Annotated in this window: 22 protein-coding genes; 12 read left to right on the forward strand and 10 right to left on the reverse strand. The window is 72.7% G+C overall.

Annotated features, from left to right (window positions below):
• Window positions 1–57 precede the first annotated feature (57 nt).
• The gene (locus ACN268_RS18895; RefSeq protein ID WP_421484350.1) at window positions 58–648 is read right to left on the reverse strand and encodes an FABP family protein; all 591 of its coding nucleotides are present in this window, start codon (window positions 646–648) and stop codon (window positions 58–60) included.
• A gap of 16 nt (window positions 649–664) precedes the next feature.
• Entirely contained in the window at window positions 665–769 is a 105-nt protein-coding gene (gene mtfM / locus ACN268_RS18900; RefSeq protein WP_067315095.1) for a small membrane protein MtfM, read from the reverse strand.
• Window positions 770–781: 12 nt separating this feature from the next.
• On the opposite strand from mtfM, the gene ACN268_RS18905 reads away from it, so the two are divergent.
• The 3 genes from ACN268_RS18905 (at window position 782) to ACN268_RS18915 (ending at window position 3,661) form a co-directional block, all read left to right on the forward strand.
• On the forward strand, window positions 782–1,156 hold the full coding sequence (locus ACN268_RS18905) for a DsrE family protein (protein WP_145921867.1): 375 nt from the start codon (window positions 782–784) through the stop codon (window positions 1,154–1,156).
• A gap of 73 nt (window positions 1,157–1,229) precedes the next feature.
• Window positions 1,230–1,607 carry an SCP2 sterol-binding domain-containing protein gene (locus ACN268_RS18910; RefSeq protein ID WP_421484351.1) on the forward strand — a complete coding sequence of 126 codons (378 nt, stop codon included), beginning with the start codon at window positions 1,230–1,232 and terminating at the stop codon, window positions 1,605–1,607.
• Entirely contained in the window at window positions 1,607–3,661 is a 2,055-nt protein-coding gene (locus tag ACN268_RS18915; protein ID WP_421486933.1) for a glycogen debranching N-terminal domain-containing protein, read from the forward strand. Before ACN268_RS18910 ends, ACN268_RS18915 begins: the two co-directional genes overlap by 1 nt.
• Before the next feature lie 9 nt (window positions 3,662–3,670).
• Here ACN268_RS18915 and ACN268_RS18920 read toward each other — a convergent pair whose 3' ends face one another.
• Both ACN268_RS18920 and ACN268_RS18925 read right to left on the reverse strand, forming a co-directional pair.
• Window positions 3,671–4,447, reverse strand: a complete 777-nt coding sequence (locus tag ACN268_RS18920) for a hypothetical protein (protein ID WP_421486934.1) — start codon at window positions 4,445–4,447, stop codon at window positions 3,671–3,673.
• A gap of 114 nt (window positions 4,448–4,561) precedes the next feature.
• Window positions 4,562–5,047: a winged helix-turn-helix domain-containing protein gene (locus ACN268_RS18925; RefSeq protein ID WP_421484352.1), complete on the reverse strand. Its 486-nt coding sequence runs from the start codon at window positions 5,045–5,047 to the stop codon at window positions 4,562–4,564.
• 301 nt (window positions 5,048–5,348) lie between these two features.
• Here ACN268_RS18925 and ACN268_RS18930 point away from each other — a divergent pair, with 301 nt between their 5' ends.
• Entirely contained in the window at window positions 5,349–9,731 is a 4,383-nt protein-coding gene (locus tag ACN268_RS18930) for a S8 family serine peptidase (RefSeq protein ID WP_421484353.1), read from the forward strand.
• A 485-nt stretch (window positions 9,732–10,216) separates the two neighbouring features.
• Here the strand turns inward: ACN268_RS18930 and ACN268_RS18935 are convergent, their stop codons facing one another.
• On the reverse strand, window positions 10,217–10,456 hold the full coding sequence (locus ACN268_RS18935; protein ID WP_421484354.1) for a winged helix-turn-helix domain-containing protein: 240 nt from the start codon (window positions 10,454–10,456) through the stop codon (window positions 10,217–10,219).
• A 513-nt stretch (window positions 10,457–10,969) separates the two neighbouring features.
• Here ACN268_RS18935 and ACN268_RS18940 point away from each other — a divergent pair.
• Window positions 10,970–11,236: a DivIVA domain-containing protein gene (locus tag ACN268_RS18940; RefSeq protein WP_421484355.1), complete on the forward strand. Its 267-nt coding sequence runs from the start codon at window positions 10,970–10,972 to the stop codon at window positions 11,234–11,236.
• Window positions 11,233–11,487, forward strand: coding sequence for a hypothetical protein (locus tag ACN268_RS18945; protein WP_421484356.1), 255 nt, complete (start codon window positions 11,233–11,235; stop codon window positions 11,485–11,487). Before ACN268_RS18940 ends, ACN268_RS18945 begins: the two co-directional genes overlap by 4 nt.
• A 163-nt stretch (window positions 11,488–11,650) precedes the next feature.
• Here the strand turns inward: ACN268_RS18945 and ACN268_RS18950 are convergent, their stop codons facing one another.
• From ACN268_RS18950 to ACN268_RS18970, 5 genes are all read right to left on the reverse strand, one after another.
• A complete protein-coding gene (locus ACN268_RS18950) occupies window positions 11,651–11,971 on the reverse strand; it encodes a DUF1416 domain-containing protein (protein ID WP_088643163.1) in 321 nt (106 codons plus the stop codon).
• 3 nt (window positions 11,972–11,974) lie between these two features.
• Complete coding sequence (locus ACN268_RS18955; RefSeq protein ID WP_421484357.1) at window positions 11,975–12,823, reverse strand: sulfurtransferase; 849 nt, start codon at window positions 12,821–12,823, stop codon at window positions 11,975–11,977.
• Between the two features lie 202 nt (window positions 12,824–13,025).
• Window positions 13,026–13,154, reverse strand: coding sequence for an Ms5788A family Cys-rich leader peptide (locus ACN268_RS18960; RefSeq protein ID WP_342747087.1), 129 nt, complete (start codon window positions 13,152–13,154; stop codon window positions 13,026–13,028).
• Window positions 13,155–13,218: 64 nt separating this feature from the next.
• Window positions 13,219–13,998: a DUF2993 domain-containing protein gene (locus ACN268_RS18965; RefSeq protein WP_421484358.1), complete on the reverse strand. Its 780-nt coding sequence runs from the start codon at window positions 13,996–13,998 to the stop codon at window positions 13,219–13,221.
• 144 nt (window positions 13,999–14,142) lie between these two features.
• Window positions 14,143–15,183 (reverse strand): hypothetical protein, encoded by a 1,041-nt coding sequence (locus ACN268_RS18970; RefSeq protein WP_421484359.1) that lies wholly within the window; start codon window positions 15,181–15,183, stop codon window positions 14,143–14,145.
• A 273-nt stretch (window positions 15,184–15,456) separates the two neighbouring features.
• Between ACN268_RS18970 and ACN268_RS18975 the strand changes: the two genes are divergently transcribed.
• The 6 genes from ACN268_RS18975 to pstA all read left to right on the forward strand — a co-directional run bounded on the left by ACN268_RS18975 (window position 15,457) and on the right by pstA (window position 21,854).
• Window positions 15,457–16,173 (forward strand): winged helix-turn-helix transcriptional regulator, encoded by a 717-nt coding sequence (locus tag ACN268_RS18975; protein WP_088643167.1) that lies wholly within the window; start codon window positions 15,457–15,459, stop codon window positions 16,171–16,173.
• A 176-nt stretch (window positions 16,174–16,349) separates the two neighbouring features.
• Window positions 16,350–17,237 carry a polysaccharide deacetylase family protein gene (locus ACN268_RS18980; RefSeq protein WP_421484360.1) on the forward strand — a complete coding sequence of 296 codons (888 nt, stop codon included), beginning with the start codon at window positions 16,350–16,352 and terminating at the stop codon, window positions 17,235–17,237.
• Window positions 17,238–17,282: 45 nt separating this feature from the next.
• Complete coding sequence (mshD, locus tag ACN268_RS18985) at window positions 17,283–18,206, forward strand: mycothiol synthase (protein ID WP_421484361.1); 924 nt, start codon at window positions 17,283–17,285, stop codon at window positions 18,204–18,206.
• A gap of 325 nt (window positions 18,207–18,531) precedes the next feature.
• Window positions 18,532–19,635 carry a phosphate ABC transporter substrate-binding protein PstS gene (gene pstS, locus ACN268_RS18990; RefSeq protein WP_421484362.1) on the forward strand — a complete coding sequence of 368 codons (1,104 nt, stop codon included), beginning with the start codon at window positions 18,532–18,534 and terminating at the stop codon, window positions 19,633–19,635.
• A 42-nt stretch (window positions 19,636–19,677) separates the two neighbouring features.
• Entirely contained in the window at window positions 19,678–20,769 is a 1,092-nt protein-coding gene (gene pstC / locus ACN268_RS18995; protein ID WP_088643170.1) for a phosphate ABC transporter permease subunit PstC, read from the forward strand.
• On the forward strand, window positions 20,766–21,854 hold the full coding sequence (gene pstA, locus ACN268_RS19000; protein WP_421484363.1) for a phosphate ABC transporter permease PstA: 1,089 nt from the start codon (window positions 20,766–20,768) through the stop codon (window positions 21,852–21,854). The genes pstC and pstA overlap by 4 nt, the downstream gene beginning before the upstream one ends.
• Window positions 21,855–21,862: the final 8 nt, after the last annotated feature.

The raw sequence follows: 21,862 nt of genomic DNA on the forward strand, positions 1-21,862 counted from the left end.
GTTGCGGTATCTCCGCTCGCGGACGCCGCAACATCGGCGCCCCTGAGTCGATCAACGTCAGCCGGCCACCCGGATCAGCCGGGCGGACAGGTGCGGGGAGAGGCTGTGGCCCATGCCCGCCATCTCCTGGGCGTAGAGCAGCGCCCCCTCCACGATGCCGAAGAGCCGGGCGCCCGCCGTCACCTCCTTGGCGGTGGCCGTACGCACCACCGCGTCGGTGGCGAACTCGATCTGCGTACCGGTGCGCCGGCCGATGTGCAGCTCCATGATCCCGGTCGGCGAGGTCATCAGCGCCTCCAGCTCGTCGGTGACCCGCTCGCCGTCCAGCACCGGACGCCACCAGCCCACCTCACGCCCGGCCGGCCGGACCGGACGGCTCTCGTCGTCGAGCAGCCAGGCCCGCGACTCGTAGAACAGGAACGGCCGGCCGTCGTGGCTGATCCGGATCTCCTGGGCGTAGTCGAAGTCCTCGATGGTGGGGAAACCGCCCCGCCCGCGACCCCGCCACACCCCGACGTACGGCAGCAGCCCGTCCAGCGACGGGTGCAGCTTCGGACCGACCCGCAGGTCGTGGCTCTCCTGGTACGGGTACTCCTCGACCGGCGGCGCGTTCAACCACGGCGGCTGAAGGGGGTTCTCGTCGCTCACCGGTTCTCCTCGGTTGTCACCACTTACCTCTCGACAGGCGTACGGCCAGGTAGACCAGGCCACCGGCGAGCGCGCCCAGGCCGGCGACCAGCAGGCTGACGAACCCGATCTCGGTAACCATCATGGTCATCCTATGCTGGGCCCCATGGGCCGCACTCTCGTCGTCAAGGCCACCGCCGGAGCGGACGCCCCGGAGCGGTGCGCGCAGGCGTTCACGGTCGCCGCCACGGCCGCCGCCGCCGGGGTGACCGTGTCGCTCTGGCTGACCGGCGAGTCCACCTGGTTCGCCGTGCCCGGTCGGGCCGGGCAGTTCACCCTGCCGCATTCGGCGCCGCTGACCGACCTGCTGGACGTCATCCTCGCCACCGGCCAGGTCACCGCCTGCACGCAGTGCGCCGCCCGCCGGGACATCGGCCCCGACGACGTGCTGCCCGGCGTCCGGATCGCCGGCGCGGCGGTCTTCGTCGAGGAGGCGATGGCCGAGGGCGCGCAGGCGCTGGTCTACTGACCCGGCCGCACCGGCCCCACCGGGCGGTGCCGATGTTGCACCTGTCTGTAGGCATTTTGCCTACCATGCGTAGGTGAGTCGGGCGACGGACGAGTTCTTCGCGGCACTGCCGGCGCGTGCCCCGGCGGTGCTGCGTGCCCCGGTCACCGGAACGCTCCAGATCGACCTGGTCGACGACGACCACACCGACCACTGGCTGGTGCGGATCAGCCCCGGCCGGGCGGTGGTGGAACGGGCCAGCGGCCCGGCGGACGCCGTCTGGAGCAGCAGCGCCGACCTCTTCGAACGGCTGGTCACCGGACGCGCCCAGGGCGTCGCGGCGGTGCTGCGCAACGAGTCCACGTTCAGCGGCAACGTGATGCTGTTCCTGGTGTTCCGGCAGTTCTTCCCCACCCCGCCCGGGGTACGCGACCCCCGGGAGACCGCCCGTGAGCAGACCGGGCGGGCGTGATGCAGCAGCGGGTCAGCATCCTCGACGGCAACACCTTCCTGGTCTGCGACGGGCGCGGCGACGTCGAACCGTCGTTCGACTTCCCGACCGGGCTGTTCTCGTTCGACACCCGGTTCCTGTCCACCTGGCTGCTCACCCTCGACGGCGAGCGGCTGCACGCCCTCTCGGTCGACGACGCGCACTCCTACCAGACCCGGTTCTTCCTCGTCCCGGGCGAGCCGACGCACTACCTCGACGCCAAGGTGTCGATGATCCGCACCCGGTCGATCGGCGGGAACTTCACCGAGGAACTCACCGTGCTCAACCACTCCGGCCGGGAGATGCGCTTCGACCTGCGGCTGGAGATGGGCTCCGACTTCGCCGACCTCTTCGAGATCAAGCACCAGCAGCCGAAGAAGGGCCGGACCAGCGCGGTCGCCGGGGACAACACCCTGCGGCTGAGCTACCGGCGGGAGGCGTTCCACCGCGAGGCGACGATCACCAGCAGCACCGACGCCCGCGTCGACCAGGCCGGGATGACCTGGTCGATCACCGTCGCCGCGCACTGCGAGTGGAGCACCCGGCTGACCGTGACGCCGATCATCCACGGCGCGCGGGACGAGGACGTCCGGGCGATCACCGCGCTCGGGGCGGTACGCGGGCCGTCGGTCATCCGCGACGAGCAGGAGGAGCTGGTCGCCCGCGCGCCCCAACTCGGCTGCGACTGCGAGCCGCTCGCCGGGGCGTACCGGCAGAGCCTGCACGACCTGGCCGCGCTCCGGTACGAGTCGATCACGTTGGGCGTACGGCTGCTCGCGGCCGGTCTGCCCTGGTTCATGACCCTGTTCGGGCGGGACAGCATGCTCACCTCGTTGCAGGTGCTGCCGTTCCTTCCCGAGCTGGTGCCGCCGACGATCCTGATGCTGGCCGGGCTCCAGGGCTACCGGCTCGACGACTTCCGCGACGAGGAACCCGGCAAGATCCTGCACGAGCTGCGGTACGGCGAGACCGCCGGTTTCGAGGAGCAGCCGCACTCCCCCTACTACGGGGCCGCCGACTCGACCCCGCTGTTCCTCATCCTGCTCGACGAGTACGAGCGGTGGACCGGGGACTCGGCGCTGGTCAAACGGCTGGAGTTCGCCGCCCGCGCCGCCCTGCACTGGATCGACACCTACGGCGACCTGCTCGGCACCGGGTACGTCTGGTACCGCAGCCGCAACCCGGAGACCGGCCTGGAGAACCAGTGCTGGAAGGACTCGTGGGACGCCATCTCCTACGCCGACGGCCGGCTGCCCGGCTTCCCCCGGGCCACCTGCGAGATCCAGGGGTACGCCTACGACGCCAAGCGGCGCGGCGCCCGGATGGCCCGGCTGTTCTGGAACGACCCCGAGTACGCCGACCGGCTCGAACGGGAGGCGACGGCGCTCAAGGAACGCTTCAACCGGGACTTCTGGATTCCGGAGAAGGAGTACTTCGCCGTCGCCCTGGACCCGGACGGCCGGCACGTCGACTCGCTCACCTCCAACATCGGCCACCTGCTGTGGAGCGGCATCGTCGACGAGCCCCGGGCGGCCCGGATCGCCGAACACCTGCTCGGCCCCCGGCTCTACTCCGGCTGGGGGGTGCGCACCCTGGCCACCGACGAGGGCCGTTACAACCCGATCGGCTACCACGTCGGCACGGTGTGGCCGTTCGACAACGCGTTCATCGCCTGGGGCCTGAGCAGGTACGGCTTCCGGGACGAGGCGGGGCGGATCTGCGAGGCGATGCTCGACGCCTCCCGGTTCTTCGACGGACGGCTACCGGAGGCGTTCGCGGGCTACGAACGCACCCTCACCGACTACCCGGTGCAGTATCCGACGGCGTGCAGCCCGCAGGCCTGGTCGGCCGGCACCCCGCTGCTGCTGTTGCGGGTGCTCCTCGGTCTGGAACCGCAGGGTGAGCACCTGATCATCGATCCGATGGTGCCGGAGGGGATGGGTCGGGTCGAACTGTTGGACATCCCGGGCCGGTGGGGTCGGGTCGACGCCCTGGGCCGCAGTCGTACCCCACGCGAGCACGTACCCCGCCACTGACCTGGCGGGTCAGCCGGGGCAGCCGGTGGAGGCGGCGAGCCGTACCTGCGCGCCGGTGCCGTCGGCGAGGACGGTGGCCGGGCCGCTGCGGTAGGCGTACACCTCGGGCAGGTCGGCCACCGGGGAGCCGGCGGCCAGCGGACGCAGGCCGGTCAGCGCGACCGGCGCGTCGCCGGCCGAGACGGCGACGGTACGGGCGGTGCCGCCACCCGGGCACGGCGCGGTGACCTGTTCCGGGGCGGACCGCGCCGGGCGGCCCAGCGCCCGCAGCGCGGCGTCCAGCGTGGGGTCGGCGGGGGCCGCCGACGGCTGCGGATAGCCGGCACCGACCGGGCGGCACCCGGTGTCGGCGGTGAACCGGACCCGGCCGCCGCTGGTGACCCGGCCCTGCACGGCGACGAACTCCCCGGCGTCGGCGCGCAGCCGGGGACCCGACGCGCCGGCCCGCACCCCGGCCCGCCAGTCGGCCGGCAGCCGGTCGGCGACCCGGTCGAGCAGGGCCCGCTCGCCGCCCTCGGCGACCAGCACGTCCAGCCCCCGGGTCAGGGTCGCGCCGTCGGCCATCGGGGTGATCCGGCAGCCACGCTCGACCTGGGGGGCGGTCAGCGCCCAGGCACCGTCGACGACCGCCGCGACCAGTTCACCGAGCGCCCGGTCGACCACCGGGCCGGCGTCGGCGAGGGTGCGCTGCTCCTTGACAGTCGGCGGGTCGTGCCGGGCCGACCACCAGGTGAGCCCGCCCACCACCACCGCCCAGGCCACCGTCACGGCCAACAGCCACGCCAGCCGGCGGCGCGACGCGGACGGACCGGGCGGTGGGGCGTACCCCTGCTGGACGGCACCGTTCACCGGGCCATCGTGTCACGCCCCCGCCGCCGGCCCACCCGCCGGTGCCCGGGGTCAGCCGCGCGGTACGGCGAGCCGGTAGCCGACGCCGCGTACGGTCTGCACCTGTGGGCCGCCGGCCACCTCGCGCAGCTTGCGGCGCAACCGCTTGACCGCCGAGTGCAGGATGGCCGCGTCGCCCAGCCAGGTGCCGCCCCAGACCGAGCCGAAGATCCGTTCGTAGCTCCAGACCGCCCCCGGGTCGCCGGCCAGCCGGGCCAGCAGCTCCCGTTCCAGCCGGGTCAGCGCCAGCGGCTCCCCCCGCCAGGTGACCAGGTGGCGGGGCGGGTCGACGACGAGATCGCCGCAGCGCACCGGGACCTGCTCCGGCGGGGGCGCGGGGGCCGGCACCGGTGGGCCGGGGAAGAGCATCGCGCGCAGCTCGGCCAGGTCGGCGCAGATCACCACCGGGCCGAGGTCGTCGAGCCGGCGGACCACCCGCTCCCGGACCGCGACGTCAGCGCTGACACAGACCACGAAAGGGATGTCGACACCGGTCACCCGTCCTCCCCAGGACCGCACCCGCCGCCCGCTGCCCGGCGGGCCCGTCTGCCCACGACGGGGGCCGGCGCGGCCTGCCGTCAGCCTAGCGGTCAGCGTGGCGCCCGGTTACTGACCGAATACTGACCGACCCGATCCATTGATCAGCTTGGTTCTCCGGCTGAGCATGATGCACAGCGGCCGTGGGGGCCCACGCAGCACCCGACACCGGCCACCTCCTCAGCCGCTCCGCGTGGCCGCGACCCCGGCACACGCGGCCGGGCCCGAACCGATCGGGCCCGACGACGTGGGGAGGAACAGCGTGCTCAGACGACCGACCGGACGACCGTCCCGGTGGCGATTGGTGGCCGCGCTCGCGGCCGGACTCCTGGGCCTCACCGCCCAGCCCGCACTACCCGCCGGGGCCGCACCGGCCGCACCCCGGGCCACCGTGGAGCGGCAGGTCCTCGACGGGCTCGCCGACGGCACCGAGACCTTCCTGGTCTACCTGCGCGAACATGCCCCGCTCGGGCAGGCGGCCCGGCTGCGCAGCCCGGACGCCCGTGCCGCCGAGGTGCACCGGCTGCTCACCACCACCGCCGAACGGACCCAGCATGACCTGCGGACGGTGCTGGACGACCGGAAGGCCACCTACACCGCCTACTGGATCGCCAACGCGCTGCGGGTGACCGGGGACCGGGCGCTGCTGGACACGATCGCCGCCCGGCCCGAGGTCGAGCGGATCGCCGCGACCCGCAGCTACCCGCTGATCCGTCCGGTCCGCAGCACCGCCGCCCGGTCCGGCACCGACGCCGTCGAGTGGGGGCTGACCAACATCGGCGCACCCCGCGTCTGGGACGAGTTCGGCGACCGGGGTGAGGGCCTGGTCGTCGCCAACATCGACAGCGGCGTGCAGTTCGACCACCCCGCGCTGGTCAACTCCTACCGGGGCAACCTCGGTGGCGGGACGTTCGACCATAACTACGACTGGTACGACCCGGCCGGCATCTGCCCGCAGGACGCCCCCTGCGACAACAACGACCACGGCACCCACACCATGGGCACCATGGTCGGCACCGACGGGTCCGCCAACCAGGTGGGGGTCGCCCCGGGCGCGAAGTGGATCGCCGCCAAGGGCTGCGAGTCCAACAACTGCTCGGACGCCTCGCTGCTGGCCGCCGGCCAGTGGGTGCTCGCCCCGACCGACCTCAACGGCCAGAACCCCCGCCCCGACCTGCGCCCTGACATCGTCAACAACTCCTGGGGCGGCGACGGCGGCGACCCGTGGTACCAGCAGACCGTGGCCGCCTGGCGGGCCGCCGGGATGTTCCCGGTCTTCTCCGCCGGCAACGACGGCCCGGCCTGTGGCAGCGCCGGCTCCCCCGGTGACAACCCCAACGCGTACGCGGTCGGCTCGTACGACGTGAACAACGCCATCTCCAGCTTCTCCGGCCGGGGTGACGCCACCGACCCGGCCGGGCTGAAGCCGAACATCGCCGCGCCCGGCAGCAACGTACGCTCCAGCGTCCCCGGTAACGGGTACGCGTCGTTCAACGGCACCTCGATGGCCGCCCCGCACGTCGCCGGCACGATCGCCCTGATCTGGTCGGCCGCGCCCAGCCTGCGCGGGGACATCACCGGCACCGAGGAGCTGCTCGACCGCACCGCGACCGACGTCGACGCGACCACCTGCGGGGGCACCGCCGCCGACAACAACGTCTTCGGTGAGGGTCGGCTCAACGCGTACGAGGCGGTCCGGCAGGCCCCGCGCGGTCCGGTGGGCCAGGTCGGCGGCCGGGTCACCGACGAGGCGACCGGCGACCCGGTGGCGGGTGCCACCGTCGCCACGGGCGCGCGCAGCGTCACCACCGGCGCCGACGGCAGGTACTCGCTGACCGTGCCGGCCGGCGAGACCACGCTGACCGTCTCCGCGTACGGCTTCCGCACGGCGACCGGCACCGTGACCGTCCCGGAGGACGGCTCGGTCACCCGCGACTTCGCCCTGACGGCCACGCCGACGGTCACCGTCTCCGGCCGGGTCACCGACGGCTCCGGGCACGGCTGGCCGCTGTACGCCACGATCGAGGTCGCCGGCCGCCCCGGCGGACCCGTCTTCACCGACCCGGTGACCGGCCGGTACTCGTTCACCGTGGCCGGCAACACCGACTACAAGCTGACCGTCACCGCGAAGTACCCGGGCTACCGGACGGTGACGAAGGACCTGACCGTCGGGTCGACGGCCACCACGGCCGACGTCCCCGTCCCGGTCGAGGCGGCCTGTGTCGCCGCCGGCTACACCGGCAGCCTCAGCGCGCCGCTGCTGTCGCAGAGCTTCGACGGCACCACCGCACCGGAGGGCTGGTCGGTGCGCAACCGCACCGAGAAGGGCGGCTGGGTCTTCAACGACCCGGGCGCGCGGGGCAACCTGACCGGCGGCACCGGCGGGTTCGCGATCATCGACAGCGACAAGCTCGGCACCGGCAACACCCAGGACACCGACCTGATCGCCCCGCCGGTCGACCTGACCGCCTCGGCCGCGCCGCTGCTGCGTTTCCGCAGTGACTGGCGGGCCGTCGGGATCAGCGACACCGCCGACGTGGACGTCTCCACCGACGCCGGGGCGAGCTGGACGAACGTCTGGCACCAGACCGCCAGCCGGCGCGGCCCCCGGGTCGAGGAGGTGCCGTTGACCCCGGCGGCCGGTGCGGCGCAGGCGCTGGTGCGCTTCCGGTTCAAGGGCACCTTCGCCTGGTGGTGGCAGGTGGACGACGTCCAGCTGGTCAACCGGGACTGCACACCCGTGCCCGGTGGCCTGGTGGTCGGCAACACCACCGACCGCAACACCGGCGCGGCGGTCAACGGGGTGACGGTGACCAGCGTGGACCGGCCCACCGACACGGCCGTCTCGGCGGCCACCCCGGACGACCCGAACCTGCCGGACGGCTTCTACCACCTCTTCTCGGGGCTGACCGGCACCCACCCGTTCACCGCCGCCAAGCCGCCGTACACCCCGGTCACCCAGCAGGTGACGGTGGTGGCCGACAGCACCCGCCGGGCCGACCTGGCCCTGGCCGCGGGGCGGCTCACCGTCAGCACCACCACGATCGAGGCCCACCAGCCGTACGGCAGCACCCGCACCGCCAAGGTGACGGTCCGCAACACGGGTTCCGCCCCGGCGACCGTGGAACTGCTGGAACGTGGTGGCGGGTTCGAGGTGTTGTCCACCGGCGGCGCGCCGCTGCGGGAGCAGGTGGTCAAGGGGATCAGCACCGGGCGTACCGGTGCCCGGTACGGCGGCGGGAACGCCGACGCCGCGCCGCAGGCCGACGACGCGTGGGCCCGGATCACCAACCTGCCCGCCGCGATCTACGACAACGCGGCGGCCAACCTGGACGGCAAGGTCTACTCGGTCGGCGGCGGTGGCGACACCGGCAACGAGCGCAAGGCCTGGGTGTTCGATCCGGCCACCGGCGTCTGGACGGCGCTGCCCGACCTGCCGCACGCCCGTTCCAAGCCGTCCGCCGTGGGCATCAGCGGCAAGCTGTACGTGATCGGCGGCTGGGGCGCGGGCGACGGCATGGAGCCGTCGGTGGACGTCTTCGACCCGGCCAGCGGTTCGTGGAGCACCCTGGCCGGGGCGGTCAACCCGGCACCTGCCGCAGCGGCCGGCACCGCCGTGGCCGGGGGCAAGGTGTACCTGGTCGGCGGCTGCGTCGACAGCACCTGCACGGAGAGCAACAAGCTGGTGGTCTTCGACCCGCGTACCGGCACCTTCCGCACCGGCGCGGCGTACCCGCACCCGGTCTCCTGGGTGTCCTGCGGCGGGATCGGCAGCCAGGTGTACTGCGCGGGCGGGGTCGCCGCCGACGAGTACACCGACACCTGGCGGTACGAGCCGGCGTCGGACTCCTGGAGCCCGCTGCCGAACCTCCCGGTCGACCTGTGGGGCTCCCAGTACGCGTCGGCCGGCGGCATGCTGGTGCTGGCCGGCGGGGTGACCGGTGGCTCGACGTCGGTCACCAACCGGACGCTCGGCTTCGACCCGGTCGCCGGGGCCTGGAAGAACCTGCCGAACGCCCAGTTCAGCAGGTACCGGGGTGCCGCCGCCTGCGGGGCGTACAAGATCGGTGGTTCGCCCAGCTCGTTCGTCGGCTCGGCGGACAGCGAACGGCTCGGCGGGCTGGAGGGCTGCTCGGACGCCAGTGACCTGCCGTGGCTGTCGACCGCACCGACCAGCTTCACGCTCGCCCCGGGGGCGTCCCAGACGGTCACCGTCACGCTGACCGCCACGGCGGCGGCCGGGGTGCTCCAGCCCGGGGCGTACTCGGGTGAGCTGGGGCTCACCTCGAACACGCCGTACCCGGTGTCGTCGGTCGGTGTCGAGATGAACGTCTCGCCGCCGAACAACTGGGGCAAGATCCAGGGCACGGTGACCGGGGTGACCTGCGGCGGCCAGACCGTCGGCGTCCCGGCGACGATCCGGCTGAACCTGGTCGGCTCGACCACCGGCACCACGCTCACCGCCGACGCCCAGGGTCGCTACGCCTGGTGGCTGCCCAAGGGTAGGTACGAGGTGATCGTGGCCAAGGACGGTTGGGTGCCCCAGGTCCAGCGCACCGTCGTGGAAGCGGGCATCGTCGGGACGCTCAACTTCGGGCTGACCCCGACGTCGACCTGCGCGGGCGTCCGGGCATCCGGCCTGTGACCGGCTGACCGCATTGACGGTGGCCGTCGCCCCCTCCCGGGTCGGCGGCCACCGCCACCTCCCCCGGGCCGCCCACCCCTCCGGCCGCCCCACCCCGTGGGCCGCCCCGCCCCGTGGGGCGGCGTCTGCCGTGATCAACTCCTTTGGGCCGATGTAGCGGTATCCGCCCGCTCCGATACCGCTACATCACTGACCACGTGTTGACCGTGCTGCCCCGACGAGCTTCGGCCGCCGGGGACCGACCTCTCCACCGGCTCGGGGAGCCACACCATGCTCTGAACCGGGTATGCCTGTGGGTCATATTTATGACCCACAGGCATACCCGTCTCCGGGGACAGCGTTCCCGGTCGGGATCAGTGAGGGTGAGGCAGCAGGGCAGCAGTGACCCTGTCCTGAGCACCGGTACCGGTACCGGCACCGGGCAGTCACCGAGGACCGGTCACTCAGCGGCGCACAGGCAGCGGCAGAGCGCCATCAGATTCAGGTCAGGGCTTACGCAACCAGGTCGCCGGGTCGGTGATGTAGATGCCCTTGCCCTGGTGGCGGCTGATCACTCCGAGCGCCTCCAGCCGCACGTTGACCAGGTTGATCGTCGACGGACTGACATTGAACCGGCTGCACTGCTCGGTGATCGAGGGCAGCTTGTCTCCCGGCTTGTACTTACCCGACCTGACGTCGGCGACGATCTCGTCGGAGATCCGGATGTAGTCCGGGGTCGCAGGCATGGCACTCCTCGCGTGGCACCCGCGATTCGATCACGCTCTCATCACGGCATGCAACTACGCATTGCAACCGGTCGTTGACTCTTTCAAGTTCCTCAAATAAGTTGGTCGGCGAGCGCTCCTCGCGTGGCAACGAGCAGGGCTCTCCCCGGCCGGGGCGGGTGCAGTGGAAGGGAAGCCACCTGCCCCGGCCACCTTTCACGGCAGCACGATCCCCGCTGCCCCTGCGGAGAGGTGGTCCCCATCGTGTGCAGGTTCCTCCGGCTGTTCCGCCGGAACCGGTCGACGGCCACCGACCGGCCCGTGACAAACGACCGGCCCAAGACAGCCGAGCAGCCTGGGGCAGCAGAGCGGCCGTCCGCCCGGCACCGGGTCACCAACCGGCTCCCGGCCAACCAAGCCCCGGCCAGACATCCCGCGAGCAACCGGACCGGCAACCGTCCTGTCCAACCGTCCGGGCCGCCGGGGCGGCAGAACACCGGGCACCACGGGCCGGCGGCCCACCACCATCAACCCGTGGCGCACCGGTACCAACCGGTGGGGTACCAGAACCGCCCGGTGGCGCACCGGCCGCTCTGCACGAGCCAGGTGCGGCAGCAGCGGTTCCGGCGGTCCCGGCACGGGTTGGACCCGGCCGAGGTGGACGGGTTCCTGCACCGGATCGCCGACGAGCTGGCGGTGCTGCACGCCGAGCTGGCCCGTACCCGGGAGGAGAACGCGCGGATCAAGGGTGCGCTGCACGACTGGCAGTCCCGGTTCGCGCCCCGGGTGGTGCGGGTGTGACCGCCGCGACCGAGCGCGAGCGGTTCGTCGTACACCTGACTGTCGCTGCCGACGACCTGCCGGCGGCGACGCTGCTGGCCAGCGCGATCGGCCGGTCGCTGGCGTTCCTGCCGGAGCTGGTGCTCGGCGAGACGACGGTTTCCGAAGAGGGCGGGTCGGAGCCACAGCATCAGGTCTTCTGCGACAGGCGGCTCGGTGGGCGTCGACGCTGCGTCCGGCGGGTCGACCACCAGGGCGGCTGCACCTCGTGACGCCGCCGGCCGGGCGACGGCCGGGCGGGCTGCCGGGCAGCGGGCACCCTCGCGCCTGCCGGGCGCGGACATCCGGTTGTCGGGCGGGCCGCCGAGGGTGCGACGGCTCGGGGCCGGTCACCCCGGGTGGGGTGACCGGCCCCGGGCCGATCGTGAGCGTGGGTCAGGCCACCGTGACGGTGACCTCGTTGACGCCCCGGTTGGCGGTCACGGCGGTGTCGCCGTTGCCGTGCCGGGACAGCGCCCGCAGGGTCCAGTTGCCCGGCGCGGCGAAGAACCGGAACTGCCCGGCCGGGGAGGTGACGACCTCGGCGGTGAATTCACCCGTCGAGTCGAGCAGCCGGACGTACGCGCCGGGCACGACGTCGCCCGACTCGGCCAGCACCTGGCCGGTGATGACGGTTTCCTTCTCCAGGTCCAGGCTGGCCGGCAGGGGCGCGGACTGGTCCGGCGCGGCGCAGCCGGCGGCGGTGGGAGCGGTCATGGCTCAGGCCTCCCCGGGCTCGTCGCCGAGGGCCACCGGCACGCCGACCAGCGAGCCGTACTCGGTCCAGGAACCGTCGTAGTTCTTGACGTTGGTGTGGCCGAGCAGCTCCTGCAGGACGAACCAGGTGTGCGAGGAGCGCTCGCCGATCCGGCAGTACGCGATGGTCTCCTTGCCGTCGTCCAGCCCGGCGTCGGCGTAGATCTTGCGCAGCTCGTCGTCGGACTTGAAGGTGCCGTCCTCGTTGGCCGCCTTGGACCAGGGCACGCTGATCGCGGTGGGGATGTGACCGGCCCGCTGGGCCTGCTCCTGCGGCAGGTGGGCAGGGGCCAGCAGCCGACCGGCGAACTCGTCGGGGCTGCGCACGTCGACCAGGTTCTTGGTGCCGATCGCGGCGACGACCTCGTCGCGGAACGCCCGGATCGAGGTGTCCGGCTCGCTCGCGACGTACTGGGTGGCCGGGCGGGTGACCGCGTCGGTGACCAGCGGGCGGGCGTCCAGCTCCCACTTCTTGCGACCGCCGTCGAGCAGCTTGACGTCGCGGTGGCCGTAGAGCTTGAAGTACCAGTACGCGTACGCGGCGAACCAGTTGTTGTTGCCGCCGTAGAGGACCACCACGTCGTCGTTGCCGATGCCCCGCTCGGAGAGCAGCGCCTCGAACTGGGCCTTGTTGACGAAGTCCCGGCGGATCGGGTCCTGGAGGTCGGTCTTCCAGTCGAGCTTGATGGCGCCGGCGATGTGGCCGGTGTCGTAGGCCGAGGTGTCCTCGTCGACCTCGACGAAGACGACGCCCGGGGCGCCGAGGTTCTTCTCGGCCCATTCGGCCGAGACGAGTGCGGTGTCGCGACTCATCAGATCACTCCCTGGTGAGGATGGGTGGTGAGCCAGCGCGGGTGGTGGAGATCGGTGATGTCGCACCATGCGCAGGACCCAAAGAGGAACGGATCACGGGTTCGTGCGACGGCGCCGCTGCCGGGCGTTTCGGAGGGTTGGCACCGAAGGTCGGAGGACCCTGAGTGCGGTGGCCGCTAAGCGGCCGGAGACAGCCCCGCCGTCAGATGACGGAGCGACACAGGCAGGTGGCCACGCGGCACAGGTCGACCGCGCGCCGTTTGGTGAGGTGCGTCCCCATGGGCTCGGAGCCTACCAGCCGTCCCGGAGAGTGCCAGCTCACGACCAACATGCGGGACGCGGGCCCACCTGGCGGGCAGCGCCGGGCGGGTCCGCGTCCACAACTGAGCGGTGACTCAGCTCGGCGAGTTGATCGGGACGTCCTTCGCGTCGGCGGTCACCGCGAGCCCCTCCGGGCGCGGCTCGACCTTGCGCACGTTGAGCTGGAACGGCAGCGACGGCAGTGGCACGTCGACCGAGATGCCCCGGGCGTAGTTGTTCAGCAGGGTCCGGGCCAGCGGCACCGCCGGCAGCCCCTGGGCGTTGAGGTCGCTGAACTTCAGCGACACCTTGCCACCGTCGGCCACGGTGACGTCGGCGGTGCCGGTGACGGTGAGCTTCTGGCCGAGGATGTCGACAGGCGCGGTGACGGCGAGCTTGCCGTTCTGCTCACCGAGCTTGAGCCCCGGCCGGTCCAGCAGCTTGGCCAGGCTGTCGTAGGTGACCGTGCCGGTGCCCGCCACCGTCTCGGCCACCACCTCGCCCTGCCCGGAGCGGATGGTGTCCAGCGGGGCGCGCACGTTGCGGGCGTCCACGTCGAGCCGGGGCAGGCTGACCGCGTTGCCCTCCACCGACCCCTGCACGTCGGTCAGCACGATGGAGATCCGCTCGTACCGGCCGTCGACGACCTGGGTGAGGAACGGGAAGCCGCCCACGTCGACCTGGGGCGGCGCGGAGCTGGCGTCCTGATCGGTGATCGCCTGCTGCACCTGGTCGGCGATGGCGCGCTCGGCCAGCCCGGCCGCCACCCGGTCGGCCACCACCAGCAACCCGCCCAGGATCAACACCAGGACGACGAGTACGACGAGCCACCTGCGCCCGCGCCGCCGGGGCCGCTCCTCGTACGTCTGCGCCACGCCCGTCTCCGTCCCTCGTCGCCGTCGCGGATGCGCGACGTGCCCGTCATCGATGCCGCCGCCCGCGGCGCACCGCTACTACCCGAGCGCCGCCGCGCCCAATCGCGCCGCGCGCCCCACCGCCGTCAGCCGGCGGCAGAGAAATCAGAGAAAGAGCACACACATGGCGTACGCCGCCGGAGCGGCGAGCGCGAACCCGCCGAGCGGGCCCTGCATGTGCCGGGCGATCCACATGGTGGGTGGCTCGCCGGCCATCAACCGGCCCGCCTCGGCGTAGCCGACGGCGAGGTCGGCCAGCACGGCGGTGGCCGCGGTGACCAGCCCGACCACCGCGGCGCTGGTCGGGGTGAAACCGACCAGGTAGCTGCCGAGCAGGGCGCTGGTGAGGGTGCCGACCATCGCGCCGACGACCACCCCGGCGGCCCCCCGGGGCACCTGCGGCGCGAGCCGGGGCCAGGCGAGCACGGCGTCGGTGAGCCGGGCCACGGTGAGGGCGACGCCGGCGGCGACCAGGCAGACGGTGATCGCCTGGGTGCCGGCGGGAATCCGGCTGAGCGTGATCAGGGTGGCGAACGCCACCACACCGACCACGATCAGCAGGGTGGTGCCGAGCGAGTCGGTCACCCGGACCCGGTCCACCCGACGGACGAGCTGGCCGAGCACCCCGACCAGGAACCCGCCCAGCGCCACGTACCCGAGCGGGGCCAGCCCGGCCACGTCGGTCTGCACGGCGGCGACGTCGGCCGCGGCGGCGACCGCGCCGCTGGTCAGCGCGACCAGCAGCAGCGCGGGCGGGCGCATGGCCATCGTCCAGGCCAGCACGAAGAGCAGTTGCACGCCGAACACGATGATCGCGAACGGCAGCCGGTGCCCGGGGCCGGCGGTCTGCGCGCCGAGCACCAGGCCGACGCCGAGCAGCGCGGCGAAACCGGCGACGGTCAGCGAGAGCGGCCGGCGCACCTCGACCGGCTCGACCGGCTCCTCGTCCGGCTCGACCTCGTCGTCCTCGCTGCGCCGCGGCTGGCCGCCCTTGCGGAACCGGCGCGGGCCGCGCTGACGGCGGCTCCCGGCGTCGTCGTCGGGGGCGGGACCGGGCGCGGGCCCTCCGGCCGGGCCGGCGGGCCCGTCGGGGGCGTCGTCGGCCCACGGGTCACGGCCGGTCTCGGGCGAGGTGGAGGGAAACACGCCCCGATCGTGCCAGACCGACGGGGATCGGCGGGGATCACGGGGTGCCCGACGGGGATCACGGTTTCGGCGACGTTAAAACCTGACCGGTGATCACGGGCAGATCCGACAAACAGGAAAGGACGCCGAGGTGACAGCGGCGCAATCGGTTAGGCTCAGGCTGTTACCCGCCCGTCAGCGACGCCGGGACCCACGCAAGTTCTCAGCGCCCTGCCCACCCGCGGGGCAGCTGGTCGCGTGCGGCCGAAGGGCCGCCGGGACGGAGGTGATCGTGTGGAGCTCCTGCTGCTGGTGACCGCGCGCGCAGGTGAGCCCTCGGCGGTGCTGCCGGCACTCGACCTGTTGCCGCATTCGGTCCGTACCGCACCGCGTGACGTCCGCACCCTGGTTTCCGGGCCCAGCCCGGACGCGGTGCTGGTCGACGCCCGGTCCGAGTTGAGCGAGGCCCGTGCCACCTGTCGCATGCTGCACGCCACCGGCCTGGGCGTGCCGCTGGTCGCGGTGGTGACCGAGGCCGGCCTGATCGCCCTGAACGCCGACTGGGGCGTCGACGACGTGATCCTGGCCGGGGCGGGGCCGGCCGAGGTGGAGGCCCGGCTGCGGCTCGCCGTGGGCCGGCTGAGCAACGCCACGTCCGGGGCCGGCGGCTCGATCCGGGCCGGCGAGCTGAACATCGACCCGGACACCTACGCGGCGAAGCTGAAGGGCCGGCCGCTCGACCTCACCTACAAGGAGTTCGAGCTGCTCAAGTTCCTCGCCCAGCACCCGGGCCGGGTGTTCACCCGGGACCAGTTGCTGCGCGAGGTCTGGGGCTACGACTACTTCGGCGGCACCCGGACGGTGGACGTGCACGTCCGGCGGCTGCGGGCCAAGCTCGGCTCGGAGTACGAGTCGATGATCGGCACGGTCCGCCAGGTGGGCTACAAGTTCGTGGTCCCGCCGTCGTCCCGGTCGCTGCCCGAGTCCGAGCCCGCGCCGCTGCCGGTCTGATCCCGGGCGGTATCACCGCACCCCGATAGGACTATTTCCCATACGCCCCTTTCGCCCCTGTTGTCGGTTCTATTCTTGGTGCCGTAATCAGCAGGGGTGAAAGGGGCTACGGTGCGTGCACTGACCACGGGGGCGACGAGAGGGCCGTCCCGCGATCCGGACCGGCGGTGGCGCTGATGCGTACCCGGTCGACCGGCGGGACCGTCGGGACCGTCGGCGTAGTCACGCTGGTGCTGGCCGCCCTGCTCGGGTCCGCGTACGCGCTCGGCCGCAGCATGATCCCCGACCCGCCCCGTCAGCCTCTCGGCGCGTCGGCGCAGGTCGACGGCGCCCAGTACGGCGAACAACCCGCCGACCCGGCCGCGCCGCCCGCCATCCGCCCCGACGGCTCCAGCCCGGCCGGCACCCCCACCGCCGGGGCCGACCCGGACACGCCGCAGCCGGCCAGCGGCGGTGACGGCCCGTTCGGCAGCCACGCCAGCACAGGCACCGGTGAGGTCGCGCTGACCTTCGACGACGGTCCCGACCCGACGTACACCCCGCAGGTGCTGGAGGTGCTGCGCGCGTACGGGGTCAAGGCGACGTTCTGCGTGGTCGGCGAGAACGCCCAGGACCACCCGGACCTGATCCGCGCGATCGTGGCCGACGGGCACACCCTGTGCAACCACTCGTGGCACCACGACGTGCTGCTCGGCAAGCGCTCCCCCGCCCTGATCCGGGCCGACCTGATCCGCACCAACGACGCCATCCACGCCGCCGTGCCGGACGCCCCGGTCAGCTACTTCCGGCAGCCCGGCGGGGCCTGGACCTACCCCGTCGTGTCGGTCGCCGAGGGGCTGGGGATGACTCCGCTGCACTGGACCGTCGACCCCAACGACTGGCAGGTCCCCGGGGCCGCGAAGATCACCGCGACGGTCTCCCGGGACACCGGGCCGGGCGCGGTGGTGCTCATGCACGACGCCGGCGGCGACCGGCAGGGCACCGTGGACGCGCTGCATCGGCTGCTGCCCGACCTGACCGGCCGGTTCCGGCTGGAGGCGCTACCGCCCGGCGGGGCCAACTGAGCCGGCGGGGCCGACCGGGCGGGCGACGCCGACTACGGTGGCGGGATGAGCAGCGTCGAACCGACCGTCGACCGGGTGGCCCGCACCGACCGCCTCACCCCGGACGAGGTGACCGAGGTGCTGGCCCTGGCCCGGCTCGGCGGCGACGCCGACGGGGCCGACCCGTTCGACGAGCACACCCTGCTGCGGCTGCGTGACCCGCACGCGCCGGCCGGGCACCTGACCGCCCGCGCCGCAGACGGCACCCTGACCGGGTACGCCCACCTGGACACCACCGAGCCGGAGTCCGGGGTCGGGGTGGAGCTGGTGGTGCACCCGGCCTTCCGGCGGCGGGGCACCGGACGGGCGCTGGTCCGGGGCGTCCTCGCGGCGGCCACCGGCCCGCTGCGGGCCTGGGCGCACGGCGACCACCCGTCCGCCGCGGCGCTCGCCGTGGATCTCGGCTTCACCCGGGCCCGGGTGCTCTGGCAGTTGCGCCGCCCGCTGACCGCTGCGGTGCCACCGCCCCGCCTGCCCGACGGGGTGACGCTGCGGTCCTTCCGCCCCGGCGCGGACGACGACGCCTGGCTCGCGCTCAACGCCCGCGCCTTCGCCACGCACCCCGAGCAGGGCCGGTGGACCACCGACGACCTGCACGCCCGGCTGGCCGAGCCGTGGTTCGACCCGGACGGTTTCCTGCTCGCCGTCGACTCCGCCGGGCGGCTGCTCGGCTTCCACTGGACCAAGGTGCACGAACGGCCGGGCTCGGCCCGTACCGGTGAGGTCTACGTGGTGGGGGTGGACCCGGACGCCCACGGCGGCGGCCTGGGCCGGGCGCTCACCACGGCCGGCCTGGCCTACCTGCGGGACCGGCGCGGGCTGGACCGGGTGATGCTCTACGTCGACGAGTCGAACACCGCCGCCGTCGCGCTCTACGAACGACTCGGGTTCGCCCGCTGGTGCGGGCACGTCAACTACCACCTGGGCTGACGCTCTCCCGTCCACTCGACCCCGGCCGGCGACCGGCCGGGGTCATGACCGGCGTTGTCTCCGCGCGGTAACGGTGGGGCCACGCACGGATAACGACTGCCCGGATATGTCGCATCAATGCGGATACCGGGACGGCAGTTCACCTAACGGACAACCCTCCCTCAGGCAGCGGTCACCTTCCCGGCCGGGGCTGTTCATGCCCCGTTCACTTCCGACCGGCAAACCGTCTACCTGGCACTTCTAGCTTTCGTGTCAGCCGGTCAGCGCCGGCACTCGGGCCCCAATCCGGGCGACCTGACCAAAGACGTGAAGGGAAACCCCTCAGGTGAAGCTCCAGCGGCACGGCGCCATTGCCTGCCTCGCTCTTACCGCGGTCCTCGGCCTCAGCGCCTGCGGCTCGGACAACAACGAGCCGGCCAGCGCCTCCGCCTCCGGCTCGGCCAGCGCGGCCGACTGCGGCAAGGGCACCCTGAACGCGCAGGGCTCCTCCGCGCAGAAGAACGCCATGGCTGAGTGGATCAAGGCGTACCAGCAGAAGTGCAGCGGCACCACGATCAACTACGAGTCGACCGGTTCGGGCGCGGGCATCCAGGCGTTCATCGCCGGCACCGCCGACTTCGCCGGTTCCGACTCCGCCCTCAAGCCGGAGGAGCAGCCGCAGGCCGACGCCAAGTGCACCGGCGGCGCGGCGCTCAACCTGCCGATGGTGATCGGCCCCGTCGCGGTCGTCTACAACGTCGGCGGCCTGGACAACCTCCAGCTCAAGCCGACCACCCTGGCGCAGATCTTCGCCGGCAAGGTCACCAAGTGGGACGACCCGGCGATCAAGGCCGACAACCCGAACGCCACCCTCCCGGCCTCGGCGATCCAGACGGTGCACCGCTCCGACGAGTCGGGCACCACCGACAACTTCACCAAGTACCTGTCGAAGACCGCGCCGTCGGACTGGACCTTCGGCAACAACAAGGCGTGGAAGGCCCCCGGCGGCCTCGGCGCCCCCAAGTCCGACGGTGTCGCCTCCAAGGTCAAGAGCACCGAGGGCACGATCAGCTACGTCGAGTGGTCGTACGCCGAGAACTCCGGCCTGAAGAAGGCCAAGGTGCAGAACGGGGCCGGCGAGTACGCCGAGCTGACCGCCGAGTCGGCCGGCAAGACCATCGCCGGGGCCAAGATCGAGGGCCAGGGCGACGACCTCAAGATGTCGATCGACTACGCCACCAAGGAGGCCGGGGCGTACCCGATCGTCCTGGTGACCTACGAGATCGTGTGCAGCAAGGGCATCGCCGCCGACAAGCTGCCGCTGGTCAAGGGCCTGCTGGGCCACGCCGCCAGCACCGAGGGCCAGGCCGAGCTGGTCGAGCTGGGCTACGCCCCGCTGCCCGACTCGGTCCGGACCAAGGTCGAGGCCGCGGTCAAGAACCTGGCCTGAGCATCCCGAGCGACATCACCTCAAGTCGAAGCGAGCGAGCAGATGGGTGAAACCCCTCACCGCTCGGCACACGCCGGCACCGGCGGACACCCCGTGACCCTGGGTCACGAGCGGTCCGCCGGTGCCTCGGCGCGTGTGGCCGAGGCACCAGTCAGCCCCCGTACCCCCGATGACGACCGTGGCCTCGGCGGAGGCGGCGGGCTGCCCCGGGCCCGCGCGTTCGGCGCGGAACGGGCGTTCCGTGGCGTGACCCTGGCCGCCGGCGTCGCCGTGCTGGTCATCATCGCGGCCATCGCGGTCTTCCTGATCGCCAAGGCCGTGCCGGCGCTACGGGCCAACAGTGCGAACTTCTGGACCTTCGAGGGCTGGTTCCCCAACGACGACCCGCCCACGTTCGGCATCGGCGCGCTCGCCTTCGGCACCGTGCTCACCGCCCTGCTGGCGCTGCTGGTCGCGGTGCCGGTGGCGCTGGGCATCGCCCTCTACCTGTCGCACTACGCGCCCCGGCGGCTCGGCACCGCGCTGGGCTTCGTGATCGACCTGCTGGCCGCCGTGCCGAGCGTGGTGTTCGGCCTGTGGGGGCGGGACTACCTGGTCGGGCCGGTCGCCGACCTGTCGGCCTGGCTGAACAGGTACTTCGGCTGGATCCCGATCTTCGGCGACGGCCCGTACGGCAACTCGATCCTGCTCGGGTCGCTGGTCCTGGCGATCATGGTGCTGCCGATCATCACCTCGCTCTCCCGCGAGGTGTTCCTCCAGACCCCGACGGCCAACGAGGAGGCCGCCCTCGCGCTGGGCGCCACCCGCTGGGAGATGCTGCGCACGGCGGTGCTGCCGTACGGCCGGCCGGGCATCATCGCCGCCGTCATGCTCGGCCTCGGCCGGGCGCTCGGCGAGACCATCGCGCTCGCGCTCACCCTCGGTTCGACGTACGCCATCTCGTTCAACATCCTCGCCAACGGCGGCAACAGCATCGCCGCGAACATCGCCAACCGGTTCGCGGAGGCGAACGAGACCGGCCGGGGCGCGCTCATCGCCTCCGGCCTGGTGCTCTTCGCGATCACGCTGGTCGTCAACATCACCGCGCGGGCGATCATCTACCGCCGCCGCGAGTTCACGGAGTCGGCCGCATGACCACCACCCTCACCCCCCGCCGTTCCCGCCCGCCGGCCCAGCCGGACAGCCTGCGGGCCCGCCGCCTGCCCGGGTACGCCGCCCCCGCCCTGGCGGTGCTGGCCCTGCTGGTCGCCGCCGGCATCGTCTACGGCGTCGACCTCGGCGGCCCGGTCCTGGTCGTGGTGCTCGGCGCGCTGCTCTACCTGACCGGTCTCTTCGTCGCGGCCAACGCGGTGGAGGGCCGACGCTCGGCCCGCAACCGGTTCTGGAGCGCGCTGATCCATTCCGCCCTGGTGCTGGCCGTGCTGCCGCTGGCCTCCGTGGTGTGGACGCTGGTCAGCAAGGGCACCGCCCGGCTCGACGCTGACTTCTTCGGCAGCTCGATGAACAACATCGGGGCCCGGGACGCCAACGGCGGCGCGTACCACGCCATCGTCGGCACCCTGGAGCAGGTCGGCATCGCCACCGCGATCACCGTCCCGCTCGGCGTGCTCTGCGCGATCTACATCGTCGAGTACGGCCGGGGCCGGTTCGCCTTCACCATCCGGTTCTTCGTCGACGTGATGACGGGCATCCCGTCCATCGTCACCGGCCTGTTCGTGCTGGCCTTCTGGGTGCTGATCGTGTCCCCGTGGTTCAACGACGGCCAGCCCGGCTTCTCCGGTTTCGCGGCCGCGCTCGCGTTGAGCGTGCTGATGCTGCCCACGGTGGTCCGTTCCACCGAGGAGATGCTGCGGCTGGTCCCCGCGCCGCTGCGGGAGGGTGCGTACGCCCTCGGCGTGCCGAAGTGGAAGACGATCCTGCGGGTGGTGTTGCCGACCGCCCTGCCCGGCATCGTCACCGGCATCATGCTCTCCATCGCGCGGGCCGCCGGGGAGACCGCCCCGGTGCTGCTCGTCGCCGGTGGTGGCGCGGCGATCAACTTCAACCCGTTCGAGAACAACCAGTCGTCGCTGGCCCTCTTCGTCTACCAGCAGGCCGGCGAGGCGTCGAGGTACTCCCCGGCACGGGCCTGGACCGCGGCGTTGACCCTGGTCGTCCTCGTGCTCGTCCTGACCGTCGCCGCGAAGCTGCTGGCCCGCCGCAACCGGCTCGGCCGATGAACCCCGGA

Source organism: Micromonospora sp. WMMD735, assembly GCF_049178995.1.
Lineage (GTDB): Bacteria > Actinomycetota > Actinomycetes > Mycobacteriales > Micromonosporaceae > Micromonospora > Micromonospora wenchangensis.